Below are 23,311 nucleotides of genomic sequence, written 5' to 3'. Positions count from 1 at the left end.
TAGCGTATAATATTTGCGTTATTTTGATGTTGCGTTGCCGTGTTTGGCAACGTTTGTGTTTTGTGCCGTGTACATACGGTTGAATTGAGCAAATGATAAAGTTTTTCCAGAATCTGTTTGGCAAGGAAGAAGTGCAAGTTGAATCGCTGAGTACCATCGGCGTGGACATGCACTCCCATATACTGCCAGGTATAGACGACGGCGCCGCCACCGTGGAGCAGTCGCTGGAGCTGGTGCGCGGCATGCAGGAGCTAGGCTACCGCAAGCTGATCATGACGCCCCATATCATGAGCGATTTCTACCGCAACACCCCCGAGATCATACGCACACAGCTGAAAGTGTTGCAGGATGCCGTAACGGCCGAAGGGATAGAGATGGAACTGGCCTGCGCCGCAGAGCACTACCTGGACGAGGCGCTGCTGCAGAAGCTGGAAGACAACGAGGAGCTACTTACGTTTGGCGACAACTACCTGCTGTTCGAGACCTCTTTCCTGAACGAGCCGCTCAACCTGCGCGAAGCCATCTTCCGGATGCAGTCGCTGGGTTACAAACCGGTGCTGGCCCACCCTGAGCGCTATACCTATTTTTATGGCAAGTTCGACGACCTGGTGCGACTGCGTGAGCAGGGTGTACTGTTGCAGCCGAACCTCAATTCACTCACGGGCTATTACTCGCCGGGCGCCAAGATGGTGATCGAAAAACTTATAGACGCCGGCCTTGTTGACTTTCTGGGTTCCGATGCGCACAGCCTGAAGCACGTTGCCAACCTGCACAAAGTGCTTTGCTCAAAATACCTGGTGAAAGCTCTCGAGCTTCCGCTACTCAACAGTAAATTATAATCCCTTAACTTCTCCTATACCCATGTCGATGGTTTTCGTGACAGGCGGCAGTGGCCTGATTGGCAGCTATCTTATACCGGCACTCGTCGCGCAGGGCCACCGTGTGCGTGCGCTGTACCGTGGACAGGTGCCGGCTGTCGCGCAGGCTGACCAGGTAGACTGGGTCGAGGGTGACATACTGGATATTGCCTTGCTCCGGAAAGCATTGAAAGGAGTAAGCTACGTGTTTCATAGCGCCGGATTAGTGTCTTACGCCCCACAGGATGCCGAGCTGTTGCAACAGGTGAATGTGGAAGGTACCGCTAACATAGTAGATGCCTGTCTGGATGCAGCGGAGGAGATCAAGCTGTGCCATGTAAGCTCGATCGCGGCTATTGGTCGCAGCAAGGAAGCAACTCTGCTGAATGAAACCAGCAAGTGGGATTCCGGTGAGAAGCAGTCAGCTTATGCCGAGTCGAAGCACTACGGTGAGCTGGAGGTATGGCGAGGTATAGCGGAAGGCCTGCAGGCCGTGATCGTGAACCCCTCCGTCGTACTGGGCCCAGCCGACTGGAACCGCAGCAGCACCCGCCTCTTTAAATATGTGTACCAGCAACGACCTTTCTATACCCCGGGCAGTGCCAACTTTGTGGATGTACGCGATGTGGTGGAAGCCATGCTGCGGCTGACATTCTCGGATGTTTCCGGCGAACGGTTTATACTGAATACAGGGCAGCTCACTTACAAAGAGTTCTTTGCGGAGGCTGCCCGATGTTTCGGCAAAAAAGCCCCCTCCATGAGAGTCTCTCCGGCACTGGCCGAAGTGGTGTGGCGGCTGGAACATGCCCGTGCCTGGCTTACAGGAGGCCGGCCACTGATCACCAAAGATACGGCACGCGTAACTGCTAAGAGCCACCTATTTGACAATCAGAAAGTTCGGAAAATAACGGGTATGGAGTTCAGGCCACTGAGCGAATCCATCGCCTGGACGTGCCAGGTTTTGCTGCAAATAGCACAGAATCAGAGAGGTCCGGAACTGACCCGCGCAAACTAAACTATTTGCAGTTTATAAATGTAGTTAAAAGACAAGAGCTGCCTTTTTAGCAGTTTGTGGGATATAGGAGATGAAAGAGAATTTTGACGAGCACAGCGAGGATTCTGAACTGATCATTCGGTTCGAGCAGATGCTGGGGACTAATGAGACCGTTTTTTTTGACCTGACCGATTTTGAATATATCATAGACCACTATACCGCCAACTTTGATTATAAGAAGGCGCTCCTGGCCTGTGATTCTGCTATAGCACAATATCCTTTTTCGACCGGGCTTCAAATAGACAAGGCACAGCTGCTGGCAATGTCCGGCAACTTCGATGATGCCATGGTGCTCATCGACCAGGTAGCCGAGGTGGAGCCGCAGAACCCTGACGTGCTCCTGACCCGGGGCATTATATTCACGCAGCGTGGCGAGTACCGCGATGCCGTAGATCATTTCAAAAAAGCGCTGGCCTTTGCCGAGGACCGCGACGATATATACTTCAATATTGGCCTTACCTACCAGAGTTGGGGTAAGTTCAGCTCGGCTGTCAAGTACTACAAGAAGTGTATCGAGCTGAACGTGGAGAATGAGGCCGCCATGCAGGAGATCATCTACTGCATGGAGATCACAGGAACCATGCGCGAAGAACTTCCATTCTTCCAGGCTTTTATCGACAAAGACCCTTACTCCTATGTGGCTTGGTTTAACCTGGGCAATGTGTACAACAAACTGGGATCTTACGAAAAAGCCATTGCCGCCTACGACTATGCTACTATCATCAAGCCTGACTTTATCACGGCCTACAACAACATGGCCAATGCCTATGTGTTTATAGGCGAGTATACCAAGGCGATCGAAGCATTTAACGGTATGCTGGAGCACGGGTCGCCATCGGCGGAGGTGTTTTGCAACATAGGTGAGTGCTACGAGAAGATGCAGCAGTGGGACCTGTCGCGCCGCTACTACCAGAAAGCCATCGACCTGGACCCGGAGATGGATGAAGCCTGGTTTGGGATAGGCGTGGTACTGGATGCGCAGGGCAAGTGGTACGAGTCAGTGCACTTCTTTAAGAAGGCTGTCACGCTCTATGACGACAGTGTGGACTACTGGGTGGCGTTGGCATCAGCTGAGTACCATGTGGGTCATGTGGTGTCGGCACTGGAGAGTTATGCCCGCGCAGCCGAAATCCAACCCGAGGATAAAGACATTTACCTCAACTGGTCAATCATCCTGTATGAGCAGGGAAACTTTGAGGAGGCGACAGAAATTATTCTGAATGCGATAGAATTGCAGCCTGACGAGGCTGAACTGTATTATAGGGCTTGCGCCTATATGCTTTCGGCAGGAAAATACCGCGAAGCATACAATTATTTGGAAAATGCGTTAATTTTGGACTTCGATAAACATAAGCTGTTGTTTGAGTTCTTCCCTGAGCTGGAGTCGCAGCGCGCATTATCCCGATTAATTGACCAATACCGCAAGTAATGAACAGCAACTATTTTTTGAATGGCCTGCCGGAGCGTGAAGTGAAACCCCGTGACCGTGGTTTCACCATGGCGATGGACAAAGGCCTGAGTATACGTGAAGTAGAGGATTTCCTGGAAGTAGCAGGTGAGTACGTAGACATTGTAAAACTGGGCTGGGCTACTTCGTATGTAGTGCCTAACCTGCAGAAGAAGCTTGACGTTTACCGTGCAGCCGGTATACCCGTATATTTTGGCGGCACTTTGTTTGAGGCGTTTATAGCCCGCAATCAGTTCGACGATTACCGCCGTGTGCTCGACAAGTATGACATGACGTTCGCTGAGGTATCGGATGGATCGATTGAAATGAACCACGAAAAGAAGTGTGGCTACATCCAGACGCTTTCGGAGCAGGTAACCGTTTTGTCAGAAGTTGGTTCTAAAGACGCAGAGAAAATCATCCCGCCTTATATGTGGATCAGACTGATGCAGGCTGAGCTCGATGCAGGTGCCTGGAAAGTGATCGGTGAAGCCCGTGAAGGTGGTAACGTCGGTCTGTTCCGCTCTACGGGTGAGGTACGCAGCGGTCTGGTAGAAGAGATCCTGACCAAAATTCCGTTTGAGAAGATCCTGTGGGAAGCCCCTCAGAAAGCGCAGCAGGTTTGGTTTATCAAGCTGTTGGGAGCCAACGTGAACCTGGGCAATATTGCGCCAAGCGAGGTTATTCCGCTTGAGACAATCCGTTTGGGTCTGCGTGGCGATACATTCACACACTTCCTGAACAACGGAGCGCCAATCATCGACGCTTAATACATAACAGATAATTGAAAATTGCCCATCGGTAACTCCGACGGGCAATTTTTTTGTGCTTAGCCAAATCCAGTTACAAAAAAGCATGAGACGACGATCTTTAAAAGAATACCTGTTGCTGTTTTCGAAAGGTATGGGCATGGGAGCCGCGGACGTGGTGCCAGGTGTATCAGGCGGAACGATCGCCTTTATCACGGGCATTTACGAAGAGCTGCTGAATTCCATCCGCTCCGTCAACGGCGAGGCGCTACGCCTGCTGTCCCGCTTCGACCTCAAAGGTTTCTGGCAACATATCAATGGTACCTTCCTGGTGGTATTGGTGGGAGGTATCCTGTTTTCGATCGCTTCACTCTCGCGGCTGGTGGTCTACCTGCTCGAGAACCACACGATTCTGCTTTGGGCATTCTTCTTTGGTCTTATTGTAGCCTCGGCACTGGTCGTAGGGAAAAAGATTACCAAATGGCGCCCGATTGTGCTACTGTCAGGTATGGTAGGCGTGGCCATTGCCTACTGGGTCACCATTGCGGTGCCTATGCAAACGCCGGAAGCTTACTGGTTTATTTTCCTTTCAGGAGCCATTGCCATTTGCGCCATGATCCTGCCTGGGCTTTCAGGTAGTTTTCTGTTGCTGCTGATGGCTAAGTACGAGTTCATGATGAATGCGCTGAAGGAGTTGAAGCTGGATATGATTTTGGTATTCGGTGCGGGCTGTGTAACAGGTCTTCTGGCTTTTTCGCATGTGCTCAACTGGATGCTCAAGAACTACTACAACATCACAGTGGCCATGCTCACAGGTTTCATGGTAGGCTCACTGAACAAGGTATGGCCCTGGAAGGAAACAGTGCAAACCTACACTGATCGCCATGGCGTAGTGAAACCGCTGGTACAGGAAAATATCTCTCCGGCCACTTTCGCACAGCTAACAGGTGAGGAGCCATACCTGTTGTACGCTGTCGGACTGGCCATTTTCGGCTTCCTGCTGGTATACCTGATCGACCGCCTGACGGACGACCCCAACACAGTGGAAAGGGTATAAGCATGCGCAGGTTCGGACTCATCGGCAAAAAGCTCGGGCACTCATTCTCAAAGCGCTACTTCACTGCGAAGTTCGCAAAAGAAGGTATAGCAGATGCTGCCTATGAGCTTTATGAACTGCCCGACATAGCCGGGTTTCCTGATTTGCTTTCCCGGGAGCCTGAGTTGGTTGGGCTAAATGTAACGGTGCCATACAAAGAGGCTGTTATTCCATACCTGCACGAGCTGGATGAAAGCGTTGCCCGTATCGGTGCCGTGAATACGATCAGATTAGAGAATGGCAGAACGAAAGGCTATAATACTGACTTCATTGGCTTTCGGGATACGCTGCAGCAGTTCTATCCGGCTGATGAAGGCAACAAAGCCCTGGTGCTGGGTACGGGCGGTGCTGCAAAGGCAGTGTGGGCTGCCCTGGATTCACTGGCTATACCTTATGCCTCGGTTTCGCGCAATCCCACTGAGAAGCAGCTGCATTACGATGCCATAACACCAGAAGTACTGCAGGCTTATACCCTGATTATCAATACGACACCGCTGGGTATGGCCCCTGATACGGATAGTGCCCCGGCTATACCTTACGAAACCCTGACGACAGGACACTACCTCTACGACCTGGTATATAACCCCGAAGAAACGTTGTTCCTGCAGAAAGGTCGCCTGGCAGGGGCCAAAACGCTGAATGGCCTGCCCATGCTTCATGCACAGGCCAATGCTGCCTGGAAAATCTGGGCGAACGAAAAGCCGGAATAAAATATTGCGTTTATTTTATGTTATAATGAAACTTTCTGATGGGGCTGCTGCGTAAGGAGAGTTATACTACCCTTACACCCATGATGCAGTTGACCTACCTTCGCCAGAAAGCGCATGAGATAAATGCGGAGATATACGCCCTATACCTGTCTGCCCGTCACCCGGAAGTAAGATGGTATGTACCGCTCTTGTTAGCCTTGGTCATCGGCTATGCCATTTCACCTATTGATTTGATTCCTGATCTGGTGCCGGTATTTGGCTTCCTGGATGATGTGGTATTGGTGGTGCTGGGTATACATGCTGCCTACCAGTTGGTATCCAAAAATATACTAGGGCAGGCCCGTCTGCAAGCGTACGAAGTGTTGAACCAGGAAGGCGAGGGGGCTACCAGTGCTTACCAGATCATCGGTTATAACTGGATGCTGATCGCTGCGCTTGTTTCCATCATCCTCTACAAACTTTTGTTTTTAACACTACTTTAAACCTTCTCTCACCTTAAACAAACCCGGCGAAGGCCTTTCCATATCGGAGAGGCCTTCGCTGTTTATACACTATTTTGCTGTTGTTAGAATAATTAATTTTAATATATTTACCATGCAATTGTTCTTGGTGCGCTTTAATGCCACCCACCAGAGGTGAAAAAATATTTTTTTGTGCTTGCAACCATTGCCTCGCTATGGGAATCATAGGAGTGAAGCTAAAAGAAGAGGCGTTTGAAGCTTTTTACAAAACCTAAATCAGAAGAGGATAAACTCATAGAGGGATGCATTGCCGGCAAGCGGGACATGCAGCGACTGCTCTATGACCTTTACTCCCGTAAGATGATGGCGGTATGTATGCGCTACGCCCCGACTAGCTTTGAGGCAGAGGATATGATGCAGGAAGGCTTTGTGAAAGTGTTTGCCAACATTCAGAATTTTAAGCGGGACTGTCCGCTGGAGTTTTGGGTGCGCCGCATCATGATTAACACAGCCCTGAAACAGCTGCGACAGAAATCGCTCATGACCGTTTCACATGAAACGGAAGAAGCAGGCAATATCGCATCGGAGGACGTCAACCTGACGGGTTATTCAATGGACGAACTGCTCGGCATGATCCAAAGCCTCGCTCCACGCTACCGAATGGTGTTCAACCTGTACGCCATCGAGGGTTACAATCACAAAGAAATAGGGGAGATGCTTGGCATTTCCGAAGGTACATCTAAGTCACAGTATTCACGTGCGCGGGCTATACTGCAAGGTATGCTCGAGCGCCAGGATAAAACATATCAAGAGCATGTCATCAGCCAATAACCATAAGCGAAACACTCTGGAAGACGAGTTCCAGCGTCGCCTTTTCGATGCGGAGGCCAGGCCTGCACCGGACCTTTGGGCCCGTATAGACCACGACCTGACAGTGCAGGAAAACAAAGATTATAAGAAGCGTGTCCTGTTCTACCGGCAGCTTGCTGCAGCCTGCTTTGTGCTGTTTGCACTAACTGGCACATTGCTGGCCTATTATTATAATGGCCACCTGAACCAGGGTAATGCGCAGCCAGGTATAGCCTCCCTGCCGGCAACCAAGCCCGCTAACGCACCTGTAACCGTAGAGGAGGCCATGAGCGCCTATGCCGCACAGCAGGAAGAGGCTTCTGCCATGGCTTATACTCCTGTTGAAGAAACAGCAGAGACTAAAAGCGTAGCTAATGCAGCTGGTATGCGCCAGGGCAAACAGACGGTTAATGCGGAAAGCTCCGAACTTAGCAACGAACCACAGGCCGGCGACTACTTCAATGTGGCACCGGGCTACAGTCCATACCTGGGCTATACACCAATGCCGGGCCGTAGCAGAGGTTATGTGTCAGGAGGTTTTCCGGGCAGTAACTCTGGCGCTACACAAGGGAATCTTTTTGCGCCCGGCAACCGCTATACCCAGATCATTACCTGGGAGAGCGTGACGATCACGTTCGGCAACAACACACCAGCTGCAGGTCAGCCGTTCCCATTAGGTAATCAGTCGATGGCAGCCAAGCCGAAGTCCTTTGCAGAAATGAGTGAGGCACACCAGGCCAGCCGTCAACAGACAGCAGAGGTGGCGCAGGGAGCACTTGCTGCTCAGCAATCAAAATCGGCGGATGCAGTAACCAAGTCAAACAGCCGCTGGAGCCTAAACCTGGCCTATGCCCCATCAGTTTTTGAACAGAACATCGGCCTGCCGGATCCACTTGCTATGCCAAGCTCCAACAACAGAAACATGCTCAGCATCGCTGCGTCAGGGCCAAGTGTAAATGCTTCACAGGAGTCTTTCCAGAACATGACAGCTGCACGCGAAGAGTTTGAAGAGAGCACACAGCCGGCTTACTCGTATGCAGTAGAGGCCAAAGCCGGCTTCAAACTAAAAGAGAAACTGAAGCTGCTGACAGGTATAGGGTATAGCGAGAGCAGGACGCGTTCGAAGTCGAACTACATCGTACGCCAGTTCTGGGTGAAGCCCCGCTCTAACGAGCGCTACGAACTCAGCCCGTCCACTTTCTTTGTGTCTTCGCTGAACGACGGCTTCTCGTCTGACTCGGTGAGTGTGGCCCGCACGGGTGATTCATATGCTACCGAGTACAAGTACCGCCACCTGACAGTGCCACTAGGGTTGCAGTATGAGCAGGATATCAACAAAGACTGGTTCGTGTATGTAGCTGCAGGTGCTGCTGCCAACTTCCTGCTAGAGTCTAGCGTGACGGCTTCTAACCAGGACGTGCAGTCGGTCAGCTACGCAGCCAACGACAGCGAATCTCCTTTCCGCAACGTGCAGTTTTCCGGCAATGCCTCTGTGGGTGTGGGCAAGCGCATCACGCCAAACCTGACGCTGGCACTCGGACCGGAAGTGCGCCACTACTTCAGTACCCTGGTGGCTGATCCTGACAAAGCCGCCGCGCCGCAGGGCAGGCCTTATGCGATCGGTATGAACATGAGCCTGAACTACCAGTTGAACAGCTCCCGAAAATAATTTCTGATTTTTTTTTGAAGCCTTGCAACCCTTCGGCTCCAATGGGAATCATGTAAGTGTAGAGTGATTGGTTGATTTAAATAAAAGCGCTATGCAAATGATGCTGTTCATGAGATCCGTTCTTCAAACACTGTTGGCCCTGGTGGCCGCCGGCCGCGAAAATATATCTGGGTGGTATGTATTGCTGGCGCTCTTATTTCTTTCTGTGCTGCTTTCGGGCTGTGCAATCCAAGACAATTCCTTTTTAGGCGGCTTCTAAACCAGCGCCTTTCCACGCTATGAAAAAAATATTGGGGCTTGCGGCCATGGCCTCTGTCCTGTTAGGGCTGGCGACAGGCTGTGCTAAATCAGATGAAGACATGCAACCGATTACAAAGGAGAACGGACTGCGCGAGTCCGTGCAGGGTAAGTGGCGGATTGAGCGCGTGAACAACAAACTATGTCGCGGCGGTACTTGCACCTCTGTGATGTACACAGGCACTGCGAACGATTACTTTGAGTTTAAGCCTGACAGTGCTTACCTGCAGCGGGCGAGCATGCAGAGTTCAAACAGTGTGTACCGCGATAGTTTCAAAGCAGACTACTCGCAGCCAAACTCGTTTGTGCTGAGCAACTTCGGATGGTCAGCCCGTTTCAGAGTCATGCACCGCGATCAAAGGTTGCTGATACTGGAGGGAGTTTATTACGGATCTGATCCAAGTGCCATATTTACAGATACTTACTATTTATACAGATAAAGGGGCTCCTAACACAGGGTATAGATGCTGGCAAATGAAGAAGACTAAATATTTAACAGTCCGGCAACCAGTGCCCGTGTTGGGTAGCCCTGCTCACCAAGCACCATTAGTACAACATAAAACTATGAAGAGTGTCCTGTCCATCATTGTGCTATACCTGCTGCTGGCGCTGCTGCTTGTAAGCTGTGCTGACCAGGAAGAGGCTGTTCCGGCCTGCCTGCAGGTAGAGGTGGTAGGACCTGACTGCGAAGCCGGTTGGTATGTGCTCCAGATCATGGATGCCGACGGTACAGGCGAACAGCGCAGCAACCAGTACATTGGACAATTGCAGAGCGGCTTTGTCACCACCGACAATCTGCCCGAAGACTTAAGGCACTCCGGTAAAGTAGCCTACTTATCACTTGAGCGCAACGCTGACTACGGACCGCGTTGCACTGCTAACTACATGATGTTCCCGCCGGTGCGGGTAAAGCAGGTTTGCTCAGATGAATAGAACAGTTTTTACAGTGCCTAATTTATATTAATTGTTAGGAATAGTTAAACATGCAAAAGCCTGCTCTCAGAGCAGGTTTTTTGTTTTCGGAGAATTCCTGTTCTACCAGCTATTATATTGACAAAAGCTAAACTTACAGCCCATTTTTCATGTTATAGTATATCTTTACAAGTTGTAAAACCAACGAATGGATTTTAAGCTAACATCAGAATTTCAACCAACCGGCGATCAGCCAAAAGCGATTGCCCAACTCACGGAAGGCGTTAACAAAGGGGAGCCTGCACAGGTGCTGCTGGGTGCCACGGGCACGGGTAAGACCTTTACCATGGCCAACGTGATCAAAAATACTGGCAAGCCGACGCTGGTGCTTTGTCATAACAAGACTTTGGCCGCACAGCTGTACGGTGAGTTCAAGCAGTTTTTTCCGGATAATGCGGTAGAGTACTTTATCTCGTACTACGACTACTACCAGCCGGAAGCCTATATCGCTTCTTCGGATGTGTTTATTGAAAAAGACCTCCAAATAAATGAGGAGATCGAGAAGCTGCGTCTGCATACCACCTCTGCGCTGCTCTCCGGTCGCCGTGATGTGATCGTAGTGGCGTCGGTGTCATGTATCTACGGTATCGGTAACCCGGAGGAGTTTGGCAAGAACGTGATTTACCTGGCACCGGGTCAGCGCTACAGTCGTAACAACCTGCTCTATACCTTCGTGCAGATTCTTTATAGCCGCACCGAGGCCGAGTTCACACGTGGAACATTCCGCGTGAAGGGCGACACCGTAGACATCTTCCCGGCCTATGCTGACTTCGCCTACCGCCTCTATTTCTTCGGCGATGAGCTGGAGCAGATCCATCGCATCGATCCGGAATCGGGAAAGAAGATAGCTGACGAGAAAGCCATTACCTTATACCCTGCCAACCTCTTCGTGACAGGCAAGGATACACTGCAGCAGGCTATTCATGAGATACAGTACGACATGGTAGCGCAGCATGACTACTTCCTGAAAGAGGATAGACCAGTAGAAGCAAAGCGTATCAAGGAACGTACTGAGTTTGACCTGGAGATGATTCGGGAACTGGGCTATTGCTCAGGTATAGAGAACTACTCCCGCTACTTCGACCGCCGTTCGCCGGGTGCACGTCCATTCTGTTTGCTGGACTACTTCCCCGACGATTTCCTGATGGTGATCGATGAGAGCCACGTGACGATACCACAGGTACGAGCCATGTGGGGCGGTGACCGCTCCCGTAAGGTGGCTTTGGTGGAGTATGGCTTCCGTTTGCCAGCCGCCATGGACAATCGCCCGCTCACTTTCAATGAATTTGAGAGCCTGATGCACCAGGTGGTATTTGTAAGCGCTACACCAGGCGATTACGAAATTCAGAAATCAGAAGGTGTGATCGTCGAGCAGATCATTCGTCCCACTGGCCTTTTGGATCCGGAGATCGAAATAAGGCCAAGTGCCAACCAAGTGGATGATTTGCTGGATGAGGTGGACGAGCGTATCAAGCGCAAAGAGCGCGTGCTGGTGACGACCTTGACCAAGCGTATGTCCGAAGAGCTGACCAAGTATATGGACCGCCTCAATATCAAGGTGAAGTATCTGCACTCGGAGGTGAAGACACTGGACCGTGTGGAAATACTGCGCGAGCTGCGTTTAGGGGAGATCGATGTGCTGATAGGTGTGAACCTCCTGCGTGAGGGTCTTGACTTACCGGAAGTGAGCTTAGTGGCTATTCTTGACGCTGATAAAGAAGGCTTCCTGCGTGACCAGCGTTCGTTGATCCAAACGATGGGCCGTGCCGCCCGTAATGAGCGGGGCCGGGTGATTATGTATGCCGACCGTATTACAGGTTCCATGCAACGGGCCATCGAGGAGACCAACCGCCGCCGTGAAACGCAGATGGCTTATAATCTGGAACATGGCATTACACCGCGTACCGTACTCAAAACCAAAGACGAGATATTTGAGCAGACATCTGTAGCTGACGCTAAGAAGAAAGAGGTGAAGATGTATGCTGGTCCGGAAGAGGTTTCGTTGGCAGCGGAACCGGTGATTCAGATGATGAAGCGAGACGAACTCGAGAAGCTGATTAAGAAAACCGAGAAGCAGATGGAAGCCGCCGCCAAAGACCTGGACTTCCTGCAAGCCGCCAAGTACCGCGACGAACTGGCTGAATTGAGGCAGCTGCTTAAGTCGAAGCGAGACTAGTAAGTTTGAAATTTGAAAGGCACCCATGGCGTAAAGCTTTGGGTGCTTTTTTATGGATGCTGGTGCTGCCAGACCTCGCGGTGCCTGTGCCAAAGACAGGGGCTGTATCTGATCTCAATTTCAAGAGGAAGCTGGCAGCCAGCTAAGCTGCAAATGGCCTTGAAGCCCTCGCTACTTTTTTTCCTGAACAGCTTTATGTACTTTAACACTTCTGTGGCTGTTATACCTTGGCACTCACCATTCATTTAACAAACCTGCTAATACTATGATAAGAAAAATCAAGCCTCTATTTCTGCCAATATTATTGGCCGGAGCGTTCACCGCCTGCCAGTCTTCCAGCCCTGAAACAGGAGAAGCCGGTGCCGGAACCGTGGCCGCACTTACAACTGAAAGCTACGAGCAATACCTGACTGCGCTTGCTGCCGATGATATGGAGGGCCGCAAGCCGTTCACTTCGGGTGAGCAGAAAACACTGGATTATCTGGAGCGGGAGTTTAAGGCGCTCGGAGTAGAGCCGGGCAACAACGGCAGCTATTTCCAGGAGGTACCGATGGTAGAGGTGAATACGACGGCTAATTCAGACATGACCATCAAAGGCAAGCAGCAGGAGTTGAAGCTGGAAGGCCGTAACGATTATGTGATCTGGACCCGTCGCACGGACGAGTCCATCAACATTAATCCTACAGAAATGGTGTTTGTGGGTTTTGGCGTTGTGGCACCGGAGTACAACTGGAACGACTATGCCGGTCTGGATGTGAAGGACAAGATTGTGGTGATGTTGGTGAATGACCCAGGCTTTTATACCCAGGACCCGGCTGTATTCAAAGGCAAAGCCATGACTTACTACGGTCGCTGGACTTACAAATTTGAAGAGGCAGCCCGACAGGGAGCAAAAGGAGCCCTGATCATCCATGATACCGATCCTGCTGGCTACGGCTTCCAGGTAGTGCAGAACAACTGGAACACATCCAAAATGTACCTTGACAGCCGTGGCCGCGAAACCTACAAGTGCGCCATGGAAGGATGGATCACCACCCCCATAGCTGAGAAACTCTTCGCCGCTGCAGGTATGGATTATAAGTCTGTATTCAGCAAAGCATCTAAGCCGGGCAACAAACCTTTCCCGCTAAACCTGCAGGCGAGCACTTCGCTAAAAGTGAAGACCCGCTACGATAAGACATCCAACTTCATCGCCAAGATCACCGGTAGCACCCGCCCTGACGAGACGATCATCTACACCGGCCACTGGGACCACCTAGGTATAGGCAAGGCCGATGCGACAGGCGATAGTATCTACAACGGTGCTGTGGATAACGCCAGTGGTGTGGCCGGCTTGCTCGAGATTGCCAAGGCATTTAAGAATCAGCTGACGCAGCCGGAGCGTACAGTAGTGTTCCTGGCCGTGACGGCGGAGGAGCAGGGACTTTGGGGCTCGGCTTACTATGCTGAAAACCCGGTGTTCCCGAAAGAGAAGACGGTGGCCAACATCAACATGGACATGATGAACCCCTATGGCAAGACAAAAGACGTGGTGCTGTATGGGATGGGTCAGTCCGAGCTCGAGGACTATATCACAGCGGAGGCTGAAGCGGCAGGTCGTTACATCGCACCGGAAGAGAATCCAGAGGCAGGCCTGTATTACCGCTCCGATCACTTCAATTTTGCCAAAATAGGTATACCGGCGCTGTTCATTGGTCCGGGAGTGGACCTGATGGATGGCGGTAAAGAACTGGGCAAGAAGAAACTTGACGAGTACTACGCCAACTATTACCACAAAGCAGCCGACCAGGTGCATCCGGATTATAAAATGGATGGGGTGGTAGAGGATTTGAAACTGCTTTACCAGGTAGGTCACCGTTTGGCGGGCTCATCGGAGTGGCCACAATGGAAGGCGGGTTCTGAGTTCAAGGCTGTACGGGATAGCTACATGAATAACTAAACATATAACCCTTCTTTCTGTGAAGCCGCACAAACAGCTGTTTGTGCGGCTTCATCTTTTTTACCCATTTGCTATCGGATTGTCTTTATGTTAAAGCTGTTGCGGCAGAATAAAGTATCTGATAAGGTATATATTATGAAATTTGTGTAGATTGAATGGTAAACAAACTAGAAAATCTATGAAAACGCTCTTCCTTTCTCTGCTGCTGGCTGGCAGCATAAGCACTGTTACGTTGGCACAATCTGCTGCTGAGGCTAATGCAAAGTATAATACCAAAGACTATAAGGGTTCCGGACAAGTATACGATCAGGTGTTAAAAGATGGGAAGGGGAGTACCACAGACCATTACAATGCTGCCTGCTCATGGGCTTTGGCAGGAGACAAAAACAAGGCCTTTGCGCACCTTGGAAAAGCCATCGACAAAGGCTACCTCAACATTAATCACCTGAAGCAGGACACTGATCTCAACAGCCTCCACAGCGACAAACGTTGGGAAAAGTTAGTGCAGCAGCTGCGGGCGAATGTGGATAAGGCAGAGGCCAACTACAATAAACCCCTGAAGGCACAGCTGGAGCAAATCTATGAAAATGACCAGAAGCACAGACGCATGATCAGCAAGGTGCAGCAGGAGCATGGGCCGCAGTCAGAGCAGTTTCAGGACCTGATTCTTAAAATGTGGGCTGCTGACAAAGAAAACCTGGAGCAGGTAATAGCTATTATTGAAGAGCACGGCTGGCCCGGAAAAAGCATGGTAGGAGGGGCGGCTAGTCAGGCGGCCTGGGCGGTGATACAACATATAGGCCAGGATCAGAAGGAGCTGATGGAGAAATACCTGCCTATGATGCGAGAAGCGGCAGAGAAGGGGGAGTTGCAGAAAAGTAGCCTGGCACTTACAGAGGATAGGGTGCGCATGTACAACAACCAGCCACAGCTCTACGGAAGTCAACTGAGAAATAACCCTGAAACCAACAAACCTGAGTTTTACCTGATAGAGGATGAAGCGAATGTGGATAAGCGCCGTGCCGAGGTTGGCCTGGAGCCCTTGAAAGACTATGCGAAACGGTTTGGCTTAGACTACCCGCCACCAGTAACTCCTGGCAGAGTCAACTAATCAAAAGCAGAAAACAGAACAGGCGCTTTATCAGCGCCTGTTCTGTTTTCAATAGTGTATTGTTCTTTGTCAACAAACCTTGTCGAGACACGGTTTTACAGCAACAGCAATCCTTTCTCGCGCAACTCAAACCAAACAGGAGACGCCAGGAACTCTGTGAAGTTCAGGTGTGCGTCCAGTGGGTAAGTTTCTTCCAGTTGCTTCAGTGTCATAGCCGGAGCATCTTCAGAAGTCAGCAGCGTGAGTTGCTCCAGCAGCCATTGCCCAATGTTGGCTGTAGTTTTGATCTGGAAGTCTTCGGCTTTTTCGTAAAAAGTCAGCACGCAGCGTTCGATGGTCTGGCCCTTTTTGGCATACATCATAAAGTCGATTTCGGGCACGTTACCGAGCCAGAATACACGGGCCAGCTTGCGTTCGCTGTCTGGTTTGGCAGGCTCTTGGATCGCCTTGGCGATCAGGTTGCGGTCGGTGGTGACACGCGGCACTTTGAAATCGAACCAGAACGAGAGTGGCTCTTCCAGTCCCACACCATGCATATAATTGTAGATGGCTTTCGCTAAACCCTGGCCGAACAGCTCGTGGTCGGTTCCCTGCGGGTCATCGTGCCAAAGGTCGTTGTTGGCAAAGTCACCTTCCGGCGGGCCTACTTTCACCACACCAAATTTCTCAGGGTGCTTACCCACCGGGCTATGCGCCGTCATACTGAAGCGGTGCCAGTAGCCGGATTGTATCACGCCGTTTAGGAAAAGCTGCCGCACCACTTCCAGCGAATCAATCGTTTCCTGTGCTGTCTGCGTTGGGAAGCCATACATGAGGTAGGCATGTACCATGATACCAGCTTGTGTGAAGCCGTCCGTTACACGTGCCACCTGCGCAATGCTCACACCTTTTTTCATCAAATCCAACAGTCGGTCAGATGCCACTTCCAAACCACCCGACACAGCTATGCAACCTGACGCGGCCAGCAGACGGCAGAGGTCGGGTGTGAAGGTTTTCTCAAACCGGATGTTGCCCCACCAGGTAATCTTCACACCGCGGCGTAGCAGTTCAATGGCCAGGTCGCGGAGGGCGGCTGGCGGCGCTGCTTCGTCCACGAAGTGAAATCCCGTCTGGCCCGTCTGGGCGATGATCTGCTCGATGCGATCCACCAGCAAAGTAGCCGGGGCCGTTTCATAGCGGGAAATATAGTCGAGCGTGATGTCGCAGAAGGAGCAGCGTTTCCAGTAGCAGCCGTGGGCCACCGTTAGCTTGTTCCAGCGGCCGTCGCTCCAGAGGCGGTGCATCGGGTTGATCACGTCGATCACGGACAGGTAATCCTGCAGTGGCAAATCGCTGTAGTCCGGCGTTCCCACCTCAGTGTGCGGAATATCTTTGTCGAGGCAGCCGTTGATAAACTCTACCTTTCCATCCTGTAGCATGAATGTGCGCTGCAGAAAATCAACCTGGCGCTCGCCCTGCAAGTATTCCAGCAGTTTCAGCCAAGGGCCTTCGCCGTCATCCAGCGTTACAAAGTCGATGTATTTGAACAGGCGCGGCTCGCGGAGGCTTCGCAGCTCTGTATTTGGATAGCCACCGCCCATCATCGTATGGATGTGCGGATGGTGCTGCTTGATATACTGTGCCAGCCTCAAACCACCATACAGGTTCCCCGGGAAAGGTATAGAGAAGCCGACCACATCCGGCTGCACTTCCTGCAGGCGCTCTTCCAGCAGCTCGAGCAGCATCTGGTCTACCAGGTTTGGCTCCGTCTGCAGCGACTCCTCCATCGGGTCAAAGGAAGTGGCCGACAAGGCCAGTTTCTCGGCGTAGCGGCTAAAAGCGAAATAGGGGCAGATGGTTTCTTTAATAAGGTCACCCAGATCCTCTAGGTATAGCGTAGCCAGGTAACGGGCGCGGTCGGTGATGCCCATGCTGCCAAAAGCCCAGTCAATGTCCTCTACCTGGTCGAAGCGTGAAGCCTCGGGCAGGTAACGGCTGTAGCTTATTTGCTGAGCCAGGGTAGTGTCTTTGTTCTGCAGAAAACGGATGACTGGCTCTATAGTGTTCAGGTACTCCCTCCTGAGTCGCAGGATGCGTCGGCTGTTATCCGACAACTCAAAATCCCCCTTTTCTACAGCCTCAAATATTCTGCTTAGTCCATCTCTCGAAAACATGCGCAGCACCAGCTCAATGCCAAAGTCAGCCTGGGTAACGGTATAGCCCTGCCCTTTCAGAAAGCCCTTGATGTAGGCAGTGGCGGGGTATGGTGTGTTGAGCTGCGTGAGCGGCGGCGTAATGAGCAGTATGGTTGGCTTCTTCAAGTCTCGGGATTCTTAAAATAAAAACGCCCCAAAGGGCGCGGGCTGCAAAACTACTGATTCTGTAGCGCTTTCTAAACAATTACTGCCTGCTTAACACTTCTAGTGCAGGCAGGGTTCAGTCTGGAATTGTTGTAAATGAGCAGCTTAGAGAATGGTAGGTATAACATCGAATAAATTATGCATTAAAGCGATATTTAATTATATAAATCAATCCGAATATCACTATATTTGCATTATTATCATCTATAGTTGAATGCTTCTAGGCGTAAAAGCAAAGGTTAAATCAGTGGAATAAATTTCATGAATAATAACCTGAAGCAATGGCTTGTGATGGTGTAAGTGTTTCAATTGTTCCCTAAAACAAAAGGCCCGTGATGCTATCACGGGCTTTTCGTTTGTAGAGGTATAGCAGTGCTTATCTGAATAATTGCGAAGTCTTGTTGACAACATAATTTGCACCCGGCACAACAGCCAGCACAGTACCTGCCACCAAAACAAACAGTACCACAAACATGCGCAGCCAGTTACTGAAGAAGTTATCAGCAAATCCGAAGGTATAGAGCTGCAGGGCAGAGGCTACGAGCAGGCACAGCAGGGAGATAACCAGCAACTTGCGTTTAAGCGCCGGGTTCATCAAGTTCTTTTTCATGGCAGACCAGGTATAGCCGCAAAGTTAAGGTTTAGGCTGATTGTTGCGCCATCAGGCGTGCCCTTTTTGTGCCTCGGCATCAGAGCTGTCGTCTTTGGTGTGGCCCGGATTGTTCGCACCCGAACCCTGTGGCGGCGGGGTTTGCTTGTCGGTTGCTACTTTTTTCTTGTCCGAAGACATTTCCTTGCTGCTCTTTTCCTGGTCAGACTTATTTTTCCCGTTCATCATACCTTTATGTTTATGTGCACTATGTCATACGGCAAAGGAGTGAGGTATGTAGCTTTTTTTAACTCTAATTGTAGGCTGGTCGTACATTAGAGAGCTATACCCTGATGCGGATTGGCACTTTGAAAATCTAAAATGAAAAAACTATGAAATCTATAAAGAAAACGGCTGCTGCACTTGGTTTGCTTATGGGCGTAGGTATGACGGCCTGTAACACGGGTACCGACCCAGGTGAGACAAACGTGGAGCGGAGCGAAATAGAGCAACCGGAAGAGGCTAACCGTGCGGGTACCTACGGTGATACTACTGGTAATTACGAGGACGTATACGAAGGCCGTGAAGGAACCGCCATAGGCGACAGTGCCTTTAACCAGGAGGGTGATCGCCAGAAACGTTATGATGAAAATCTGAAGCCTGATCCGAACCAGTAATTCGGCTCAGGTATAAAAGCACAATGCCCGGCTCTCTAGATAAGAGGACCGGGCATTGTGCTTTTGGGGATAGCAGATTAATTATTTGAACACAAAACCGTTCGGGGCAATACCAACCCTAAAGGAGTCTACAGCTGCTCCGCTCTGTGGGTTGTAGCGCACCACCCAACCGTTGGAGGCATAGTCTGTCGCCTTGCCTGCGTAAATCGTGCCGCTGCCAGGTTCCACACCCAGGCCGTTGAAGCCATAAGCTACATAGCTGCCACGGTCGATGAGTGGTTGAGTGGCCAGTGTAGTCGTGTTGACATCCTGCACCCATACCTTGTTGTTGAACACATAGTAGATTTTGTCTCCGCCCTGATTTGGCGTGAGCTTGTCTGGAGATGGCGCATTTCTGGTGAAGGTGAGTGTCGCGGCTACCGAATTGCTACCTGTATTGATCTTGGCAAGGGAGCCGGGAGTGCTGTGTTCTTCGCTGACAGACCAGTCGGTTGGGTCATAAGACTTGATGCCTCGGCTACTTACCCAAAGCATGTTGTTACGGTCCAGTGCCAGGCTGCTCGGGCCGTCGTTTACGGTGATAGAAGTTTCTATCGCGTCAGTAGCCGTGTTGATCACCGTTACAGAGTTGCCACCGCTGTTGGCTACGTAGAGCTTTCCACCTTGAAGGATAAGTTGCTCCGGTTGCACGCCTACAGTGATTGTTTTGGTAACGGTCAACGTATTGAGATCCACTACTGCTACTCGGCCGTTGCCATATACATAAGTCGCCGGATCGTAGCCAAGCCACTCCGTTACATAAGCTTTATCATCGTTCAGGGCCGCAAAGTAACGGGGCGCCTCCAAACCGGCGATCTCGCCTTCCGCTTTCAGGGTATGGGCGTTAGTGACTACCACCTTGCCGCTGTTGTTCATCACCAGGTATAGCCTGTCGCCATGCTGCACCATGTGCTGCAACACGTCGCCGAGCAGAAGCGGAGCATTCACCTTCTTAAACGATTCGTTCTCCACTGTTTTGCTGTCGTGGCTGTAGAAGCTCATCGAGGCATTTGATTTGGTCATGGCGCCTTCATTGGACACAAGGACACCATTGCGGGCGTACTCACCGGCAGGCCCGTTGTCCTTTTTGTCGCAGGAAGTGATAGTGAGCGCACCAAAGGCAAAGGCAGCTGACAGTAGGTAGCTGCGGAAGCGGGTAATTTTTTTCATGTTATTGGGGTATGTATATAATTTAAGGTATGATAAAGCGCAGGCTGGCCGCAAAGCTGCGGGATGGCATAGGCACGTTTTCGAGCACGGTATACTCGCGGTCGGTTACATTATCGCTGCGGACCGATGTAACAAACTGATACTGACCGATGCTGAACTTCCTGTGCAGTGCCAGGCTAAGCAAGGTATAGCCGGGCAGGCTGCCAGTGTTGCTGTTGTCGGTATAGCGGAGGCCGGTGTGCGTGATGTTGCCGAGTAACGTCCAGGAGCGGAAGGTAAGGTCAGCCCCCAATTGGGCTTTGTGCAATGGCACGTGCGCAAGCTGTTGGTTCAACTCCTGGTTTCCTTCGTAGGCCTTTACCTGCTCGGAGGAGGTATAGGTATAGGCGCCCGTAGCAGCCAGTTGCCAGTCGCCTATTATGGTACTAGCACGGCTGCTGAGTTCTATACCCTGTGAGCGAACCTTCTGCAGGTTGCGGGGAGACCAATAGCTGGAAGTAATCGGCATCCATTGTATCCAGTTGTCCACGAGCATGCGGTAAACCGATAATTCAGAATCCAACTGCACACTGCCCAAGGTATAGCGGTGACGCAGTCCGGTTTCGTAACTCCAGCCCTGCTCCGGTTTGATGTCCGGATTGCCACCTGGCTGCCAGAAGCGCTCGTTCAGCGTCGGCACCCGGTAACTGCCCGACACGTTGCCCTTCAGGTATAGCTTGTGATTACCCTGCTGCAGCATCAGCCAGTTAGCGCCCAGGGTGGGCGCCGGAGTGGGGTTGTAGCCTTTCACAAATGCCTGGCGCAAGTTCAGGCTCAGGTCGAGCCGCTCGCTGGGGTCGTAGCGGAAGAGCAGGAAAGCCGAAGCGCGGTCTTCCGTTACTTGTTTGCCATAGCCTTGTACATCGGCGTCAAAGTGCTGCAGATTAAGGCCGCCCCGCAAACTCCAGCGGCGGGCATAGGTATAGGTCTGCTCGGCCTGCACCTGGTAAGTGTTGATATCAGTGGTAGAGTAGTTGTTGTTGTCAGTGAATCGAAGGTAATCGTTGAACACGGCCGCTTTCACGGAGGTTTCGCCCCAGTTGCTGCTGTGGTTCAATTCCGTCATCAGGCGCAGGTTCCGGTCGAGTTGTTCGGCATTGGTGTTGGCAGCGCCCAGCGCAGGAGCTACTTCCCGGTCGGCAAAGGTATACCAGCCATGCAAAGCAAGCCGGGTATTGGAAGAGAGCTGCCAGCTCAGGTCCTGGGTGAAGCCATGCTGTGCTACCTGCGCCTGGTCCTGTCGACGAACCGGTGCTCCAATACGGCCGTAGTCCCGGAAAGAGTAGTCGTTTTCTGCTGCCAGACGATAGGCACTCAGTGCGACAGAAAGCTTCTGGCTGCTGTAGCGGACGCCTGCGCTGGAGAAGTACCGGCCGAAGCTGCCAACCTCCTGCATCACATCTGCTCCAAAGCCGGGCTCTTGCTGGGTTGGGGAGTTGAGCAAAACAGCCCCACCGATCGCGCCACTGCCATACATAGCACCTGCCGCACCATGCTGCACCGCAATGCTCCCGATACTGCTCAAAGGCAACAAAGACAGGTCACTCTGCCCCAAGGCTGGCTGACTGATGTTGAGGCCGTTCCAAAGCACGGCAGTATGTGTAGCGCTGGTGCCCCGGAAGGAAGGGGTGGAAATGCCGCTAGCACCGTTCGTTTTCAGAAATACCGGTGTGCGGGCCTGCAAGGCATCCGCTATGGTGCCGGAGGCATAGGTGCGGATGAAACTGCTGTCGAGTGTGCTTACGCGGCTGCCAGAGGCAAACACTTCGGAGGGCTTGCCAAAGATTTCGACTGTGCGCAAGTGATACACCGTAGTATCCTGCTGCGCCAGAGCGACGGGCGCTATACCTAGCAGTAGAGCCAGGCATGATAGAAGAGGGTAGTGAAACTTTGCCACGTATACGCTTGCTTAAATCCCGAAGCATGCAGGCAGGTATAGGCAGGAACAGCGCGCGCAGGTATAGCGAAGGCCGTGCAGCTTTTTACCCGAAAGCATACGACTAATTATTGTCGGACTGGCAGGTCTCCTGGCTCTCTTCAGGTTAGCCAGCCTTCCCGTGCGTTGTGCGGCACAGTGGCGGTGGTTTTGGCTAACCCTTTTTAAGAAGATCACAGTTGCGGGAACAGCATAGGTATCTCACCTATTTCCCTTTTAAGGCTTTGTCGCGAAAACGACAAGGCCACCAATCTGAAGGCAAAGGTAATTGTTTTAATGAAGAAACAAGTAATGGCGAATGAGTAATGATTAATAAGTAATGACGAATTAGCAATCAGATTTAGTGAATAGCATATGATAACTAATAATAAGGTGAGGATAAGGGATTGGCCGATGAGCCTGTTTCACGTATACCTGTTCATTATTTGCTTACAGGTAGGTATGAATTAAATATTTATTCATTCATCCGTCATTACTCATTGCTTATTATTCATTACTCATTCGTCATTACTCATTCATCATTATCCATTACAAAGTGAAGCTCAGAAAAGACTTTTATACCCGACCGGATGTGGTGCAGGTGGCACAGGACCTGCTGGGTAAGTACCTCTACACACACCACGACGGCATCCTCACCGGAGGCATCATTGTGGAAACGGAGGCATACTCCGGCACAAACGACAAGGCTTGCCATGCGCATATGAACCGCCGCACACAGCGCACCGAAATCATGTACCACGAGGGCGGGGTGGCTTATGTATACCTCGTGTATGGCATGTACAACCTGTTCAACATCATTACCAACGTGGAAGGGCAGGCCGATGCCGTGCTGGTGCGGGCCATCGAACCGACAGAAGGTATAGAAGAGATGCTGCTGCGCCGCAACATGGCCACTCCCAAACCTAACCTGACGGCCGGGCCGGGTGTGCTCAGCATTGCCTTAGGTATAAACCGCAGTCACTATGGCGAAACACTCATCGGCGACACCATCTGGATAGAAGACAAAGATATAGCCGTGCCTGCTGAAGGTATAGCCATCGGCCCACGAGTAGGTATAGACTATGCCGGTGAAGATGCGCTGCTACCCTGGCGCTTCTGGCTGAAAGACAACAAGTGGGTCAGTCGCAAGAAATAA

At 51.4% G+C, this 23,311-nt stretch carries 22 protein-coding genes and 1 riboswitch; of the genes, 17 read left to right on the top strand and 5 right to left on the bottom strand.

The window, feature by feature from the left end:
• The first annotated feature begins 92 nt into the window (after positions 1 to 92).
• The 15 genes from I0P70_RS16405 (at position 93) to I0P70_RS16335 (ending at position 15,387) form a co-directional block, all read left to right on the top strand.
• On the top strand, positions 93 to 839 hold the full coding sequence (locus I0P70_RS16405) for a tyrosine-protein phosphatase (protein ID WP_196120056.1): 747 nt from the start codon (positions 93 to 95) through the stop codon (positions 837 to 839).
• Positions 840 to 861: 22 nt separating this feature from the next.
• Complete coding sequence (locus I0P70_RS16400) at positions 862 to 1,872, top strand: NAD-dependent epimerase/dehydratase family protein (protein WP_230392250.1); 1,011 nt, start codon at positions 862 to 864, stop codon at positions 1,870 to 1,872.
• 70 nt (positions 1,873 to 1,942) lie between these two features.
• Positions 1,943 to 3,340, top strand: a complete 1,398-nt coding sequence (locus I0P70_RS16395; protein WP_076420932.1) for a lipopolysaccharide assembly protein LapB — start codon at positions 1,943 to 1,945, stop codon at positions 3,338 to 3,340.
• Positions 3,340 to 4,128 carry a phosphosulfolactate synthase gene (locus I0P70_RS16390; RefSeq protein WP_196120054.1) on the top strand — a complete coding sequence of 263 codons (789 nt, stop codon included), beginning with the start codon at positions 3,340 to 3,342 and terminating at the stop codon, positions 4,126 to 4,128. Before I0P70_RS16395 ends, I0P70_RS16390 begins: the two co-directional genes overlap by 1 nt.
• An 85-nt stretch (positions 4,129 to 4,213) precedes the next feature.
• A complete protein-coding gene (locus I0P70_RS16385) occupies positions 4,214 to 5,164 on the top strand; it encodes a DUF368 domain-containing protein (RefSeq protein WP_230392249.1) in 951 nt (316 codons plus the stop codon).
• A 2-nt stretch (positions 5,165 to 5,166) separates the two neighbouring features.
• A complete protein-coding gene (locus I0P70_RS16380; protein ID WP_196120053.1) occupies positions 5,167 to 5,913 on the top strand; it encodes a shikimate dehydrogenase in 747 nt (248 codons plus the stop codon).
• Positions 5,914 to 5,993: 80 nt separating this feature from the next.
• Positions 5,994 to 6,395 (top strand): YkvA family protein, encoded by a 402-nt coding sequence (locus tag I0P70_RS16375; protein WP_196120050.1) that lies wholly within the window; start codon positions 5,994 to 5,996, stop codon positions 6,393 to 6,395.
• Positions 6,396 to 6,626: 231 nt separating this feature from the next.
• The gene (locus I0P70_RS16370; protein ID WP_196120048.1) at positions 6,627 to 7,205 is read left to right on the top strand and encodes an RNA polymerase sigma factor; all 579 of its coding nucleotides are present in this window, start codon (positions 6,627 to 6,629) and stop codon (positions 7,203 to 7,205) included.
• Complete coding sequence (locus I0P70_RS16365; protein ID WP_196120046.1) at positions 7,189 to 8,892, top strand: outer membrane beta-barrel protein; 1,704 nt, start codon at positions 7,189 to 7,191, stop codon at positions 8,890 to 8,892. Before I0P70_RS16370 ends, I0P70_RS16365 begins: the two co-directional genes overlap by 17 nt.
• Positions 8,893 to 8,983: 91 nt before the next feature.
• Positions 8,984 to 9,151, top strand: a complete 168-nt coding sequence (locus I0P70_RS16360; RefSeq protein WP_196120044.1) for a hypothetical protein — start codon at positions 8,984 to 8,986, stop codon at positions 9,149 to 9,151.
• A gap of 19 nt (positions 9,152 to 9,170) precedes the next feature.
• Positions 9,171 to 9,629 (top strand): hypothetical protein, encoded by a 459-nt coding sequence (locus I0P70_RS16355; RefSeq protein ID WP_196120042.1) that lies wholly within the window; start codon positions 9,171 to 9,173, stop codon positions 9,627 to 9,629.
• Positions 9,630 to 9,753: 124 nt separating this feature from the next.
• Positions 9,754 to 10,122, top strand: coding sequence for a hypothetical protein (locus I0P70_RS16350; RefSeq protein WP_196120040.1), 369 nt, complete (start codon positions 9,754 to 9,756; stop codon positions 10,120 to 10,122).
• Between the two features lie 187 nt (positions 10,123 to 10,309).
• Positions 10,310 to 12,337, top strand: coding sequence for an excinuclease ABC subunit UvrB (gene uvrB, locus I0P70_RS16345; RefSeq protein ID WP_196120038.1), 2,028 nt, complete (start codon positions 10,310 to 10,312; stop codon positions 12,335 to 12,337).
• 265 nt (positions 12,338 to 12,602) lie between these two features.
• On the top strand, positions 12,603 to 14,276 hold the full coding sequence (locus tag I0P70_RS16340) for a M28 family metallopeptidase (protein ID WP_196120035.1): 1,674 nt from the start codon (positions 12,603 to 12,605) through the stop codon (positions 14,274 to 14,276).
• A gap of 178 nt (positions 14,277 to 14,454) precedes the next feature.
• Positions 14,455 to 15,387, top strand: a complete 933-nt coding sequence (locus tag I0P70_RS16335) for a DUF6624 domain-containing protein (protein WP_230392248.1) — start codon at positions 14,455 to 14,457, stop codon at positions 15,385 to 15,387.
• Between the two features lie 95 nt (positions 15,388 to 15,482).
• On the opposite strand, the gene I0P70_RS16330 is transcribed toward I0P70_RS16335, so the two are convergent.
• From I0P70_RS16330 to I0P70_RS16320, 3 genes are all read right to left on the bottom strand, one after another.
• Positions 15,483 to 17,687, bottom strand: coding sequence for a radical SAM protein (locus I0P70_RS16330; RefSeq protein ID WP_196120033.1), 2,205 nt, complete (start codon positions 17,685 to 17,687; stop codon positions 15,483 to 15,485).
• A gap of 415 nt (positions 17,688 to 18,102) precedes the next feature.
• On the bottom strand, positions 18,103 to 18,336 hold the full coding sequence (locus I0P70_RS16325) for a DUF2798 domain-containing protein (RefSeq protein ID WP_196120031.1): 234 nt from the start codon (positions 18,334 to 18,336) through the stop codon (positions 18,103 to 18,105).
• Positions 18,337 to 18,387: 51 nt separating this feature from the next.
• Positions 18,388 to 18,564 carry a hypothetical protein gene (locus tag I0P70_RS16320; RefSeq protein WP_159439839.1) on the bottom strand — a complete coding sequence of 59 codons (177 nt, stop codon included), beginning with the start codon at positions 18,562 to 18,564 and terminating at the stop codon, positions 18,388 to 18,390.
• A 143-nt stretch (positions 18,565 to 18,707) separates the two neighbouring features.
• On the opposite strand from I0P70_RS16320, the gene I0P70_RS16315 reads away from it, so the two are divergent.
• Complete coding sequence (locus tag I0P70_RS16315) at positions 18,708 to 18,992, top strand: hypothetical protein (protein WP_196120029.1); 285 nt, start codon at positions 18,708 to 18,710, stop codon at positions 18,990 to 18,992.
• Between the two features lie 81 nt (positions 18,993 to 19,073).
• Here the strand turns inward: I0P70_RS16315 and I0P70_RS16310 are convergent, their stop codons facing one another.
• On the bottom strand, positions 19,074 to 20,201 hold the full coding sequence (locus I0P70_RS16310) for a DUF5074 domain-containing protein (protein WP_196120027.1): 1,128 nt from the start codon (positions 20,199 to 20,201) through the stop codon (positions 19,074 to 19,076).
• A 22-nt stretch (positions 20,202 to 20,223) separates the two neighbouring features.
• Entirely contained in the window at positions 20,224 to 22,137 is a 1,914-nt protein-coding gene (locus I0P70_RS16305) for a TonB-dependent receptor domain-containing protein (RefSeq protein WP_196120025.1), read from the bottom strand.
• A 102-nt stretch (positions 22,138 to 22,239) separates the two neighbouring features.
• A riboswitch (cobalamin riboswitch) is annotated at positions 22,240 to 22,443 on the bottom strand.
• Between the two features lie 268 nt (positions 22,444 to 22,711).
• Between I0P70_RS16305 and I0P70_RS16300 the strand changes: the two genes are divergently transcribed.
• Positions 22,712 to 23,311, top strand: coding sequence for a DNA-3-methyladenine glycosylase (locus I0P70_RS16300; RefSeq protein ID WP_196120023.1), 600 nt, complete (start codon positions 22,712 to 22,714; stop codon positions 23,309 to 23,311).

This window comes from Pontibacter sp. FD36, from assembly GCF_015686655.1.
GTDB lineage: Bacteria > Bacteroidota > Bacteroidia > Cytophagales > Hymenobacteraceae > Pontibacter.
The sequence above is the reverse complement of the archived record's forward strand: the minus strand, read 5'-3'. Positions and strand labels throughout refer to the sequence as shown.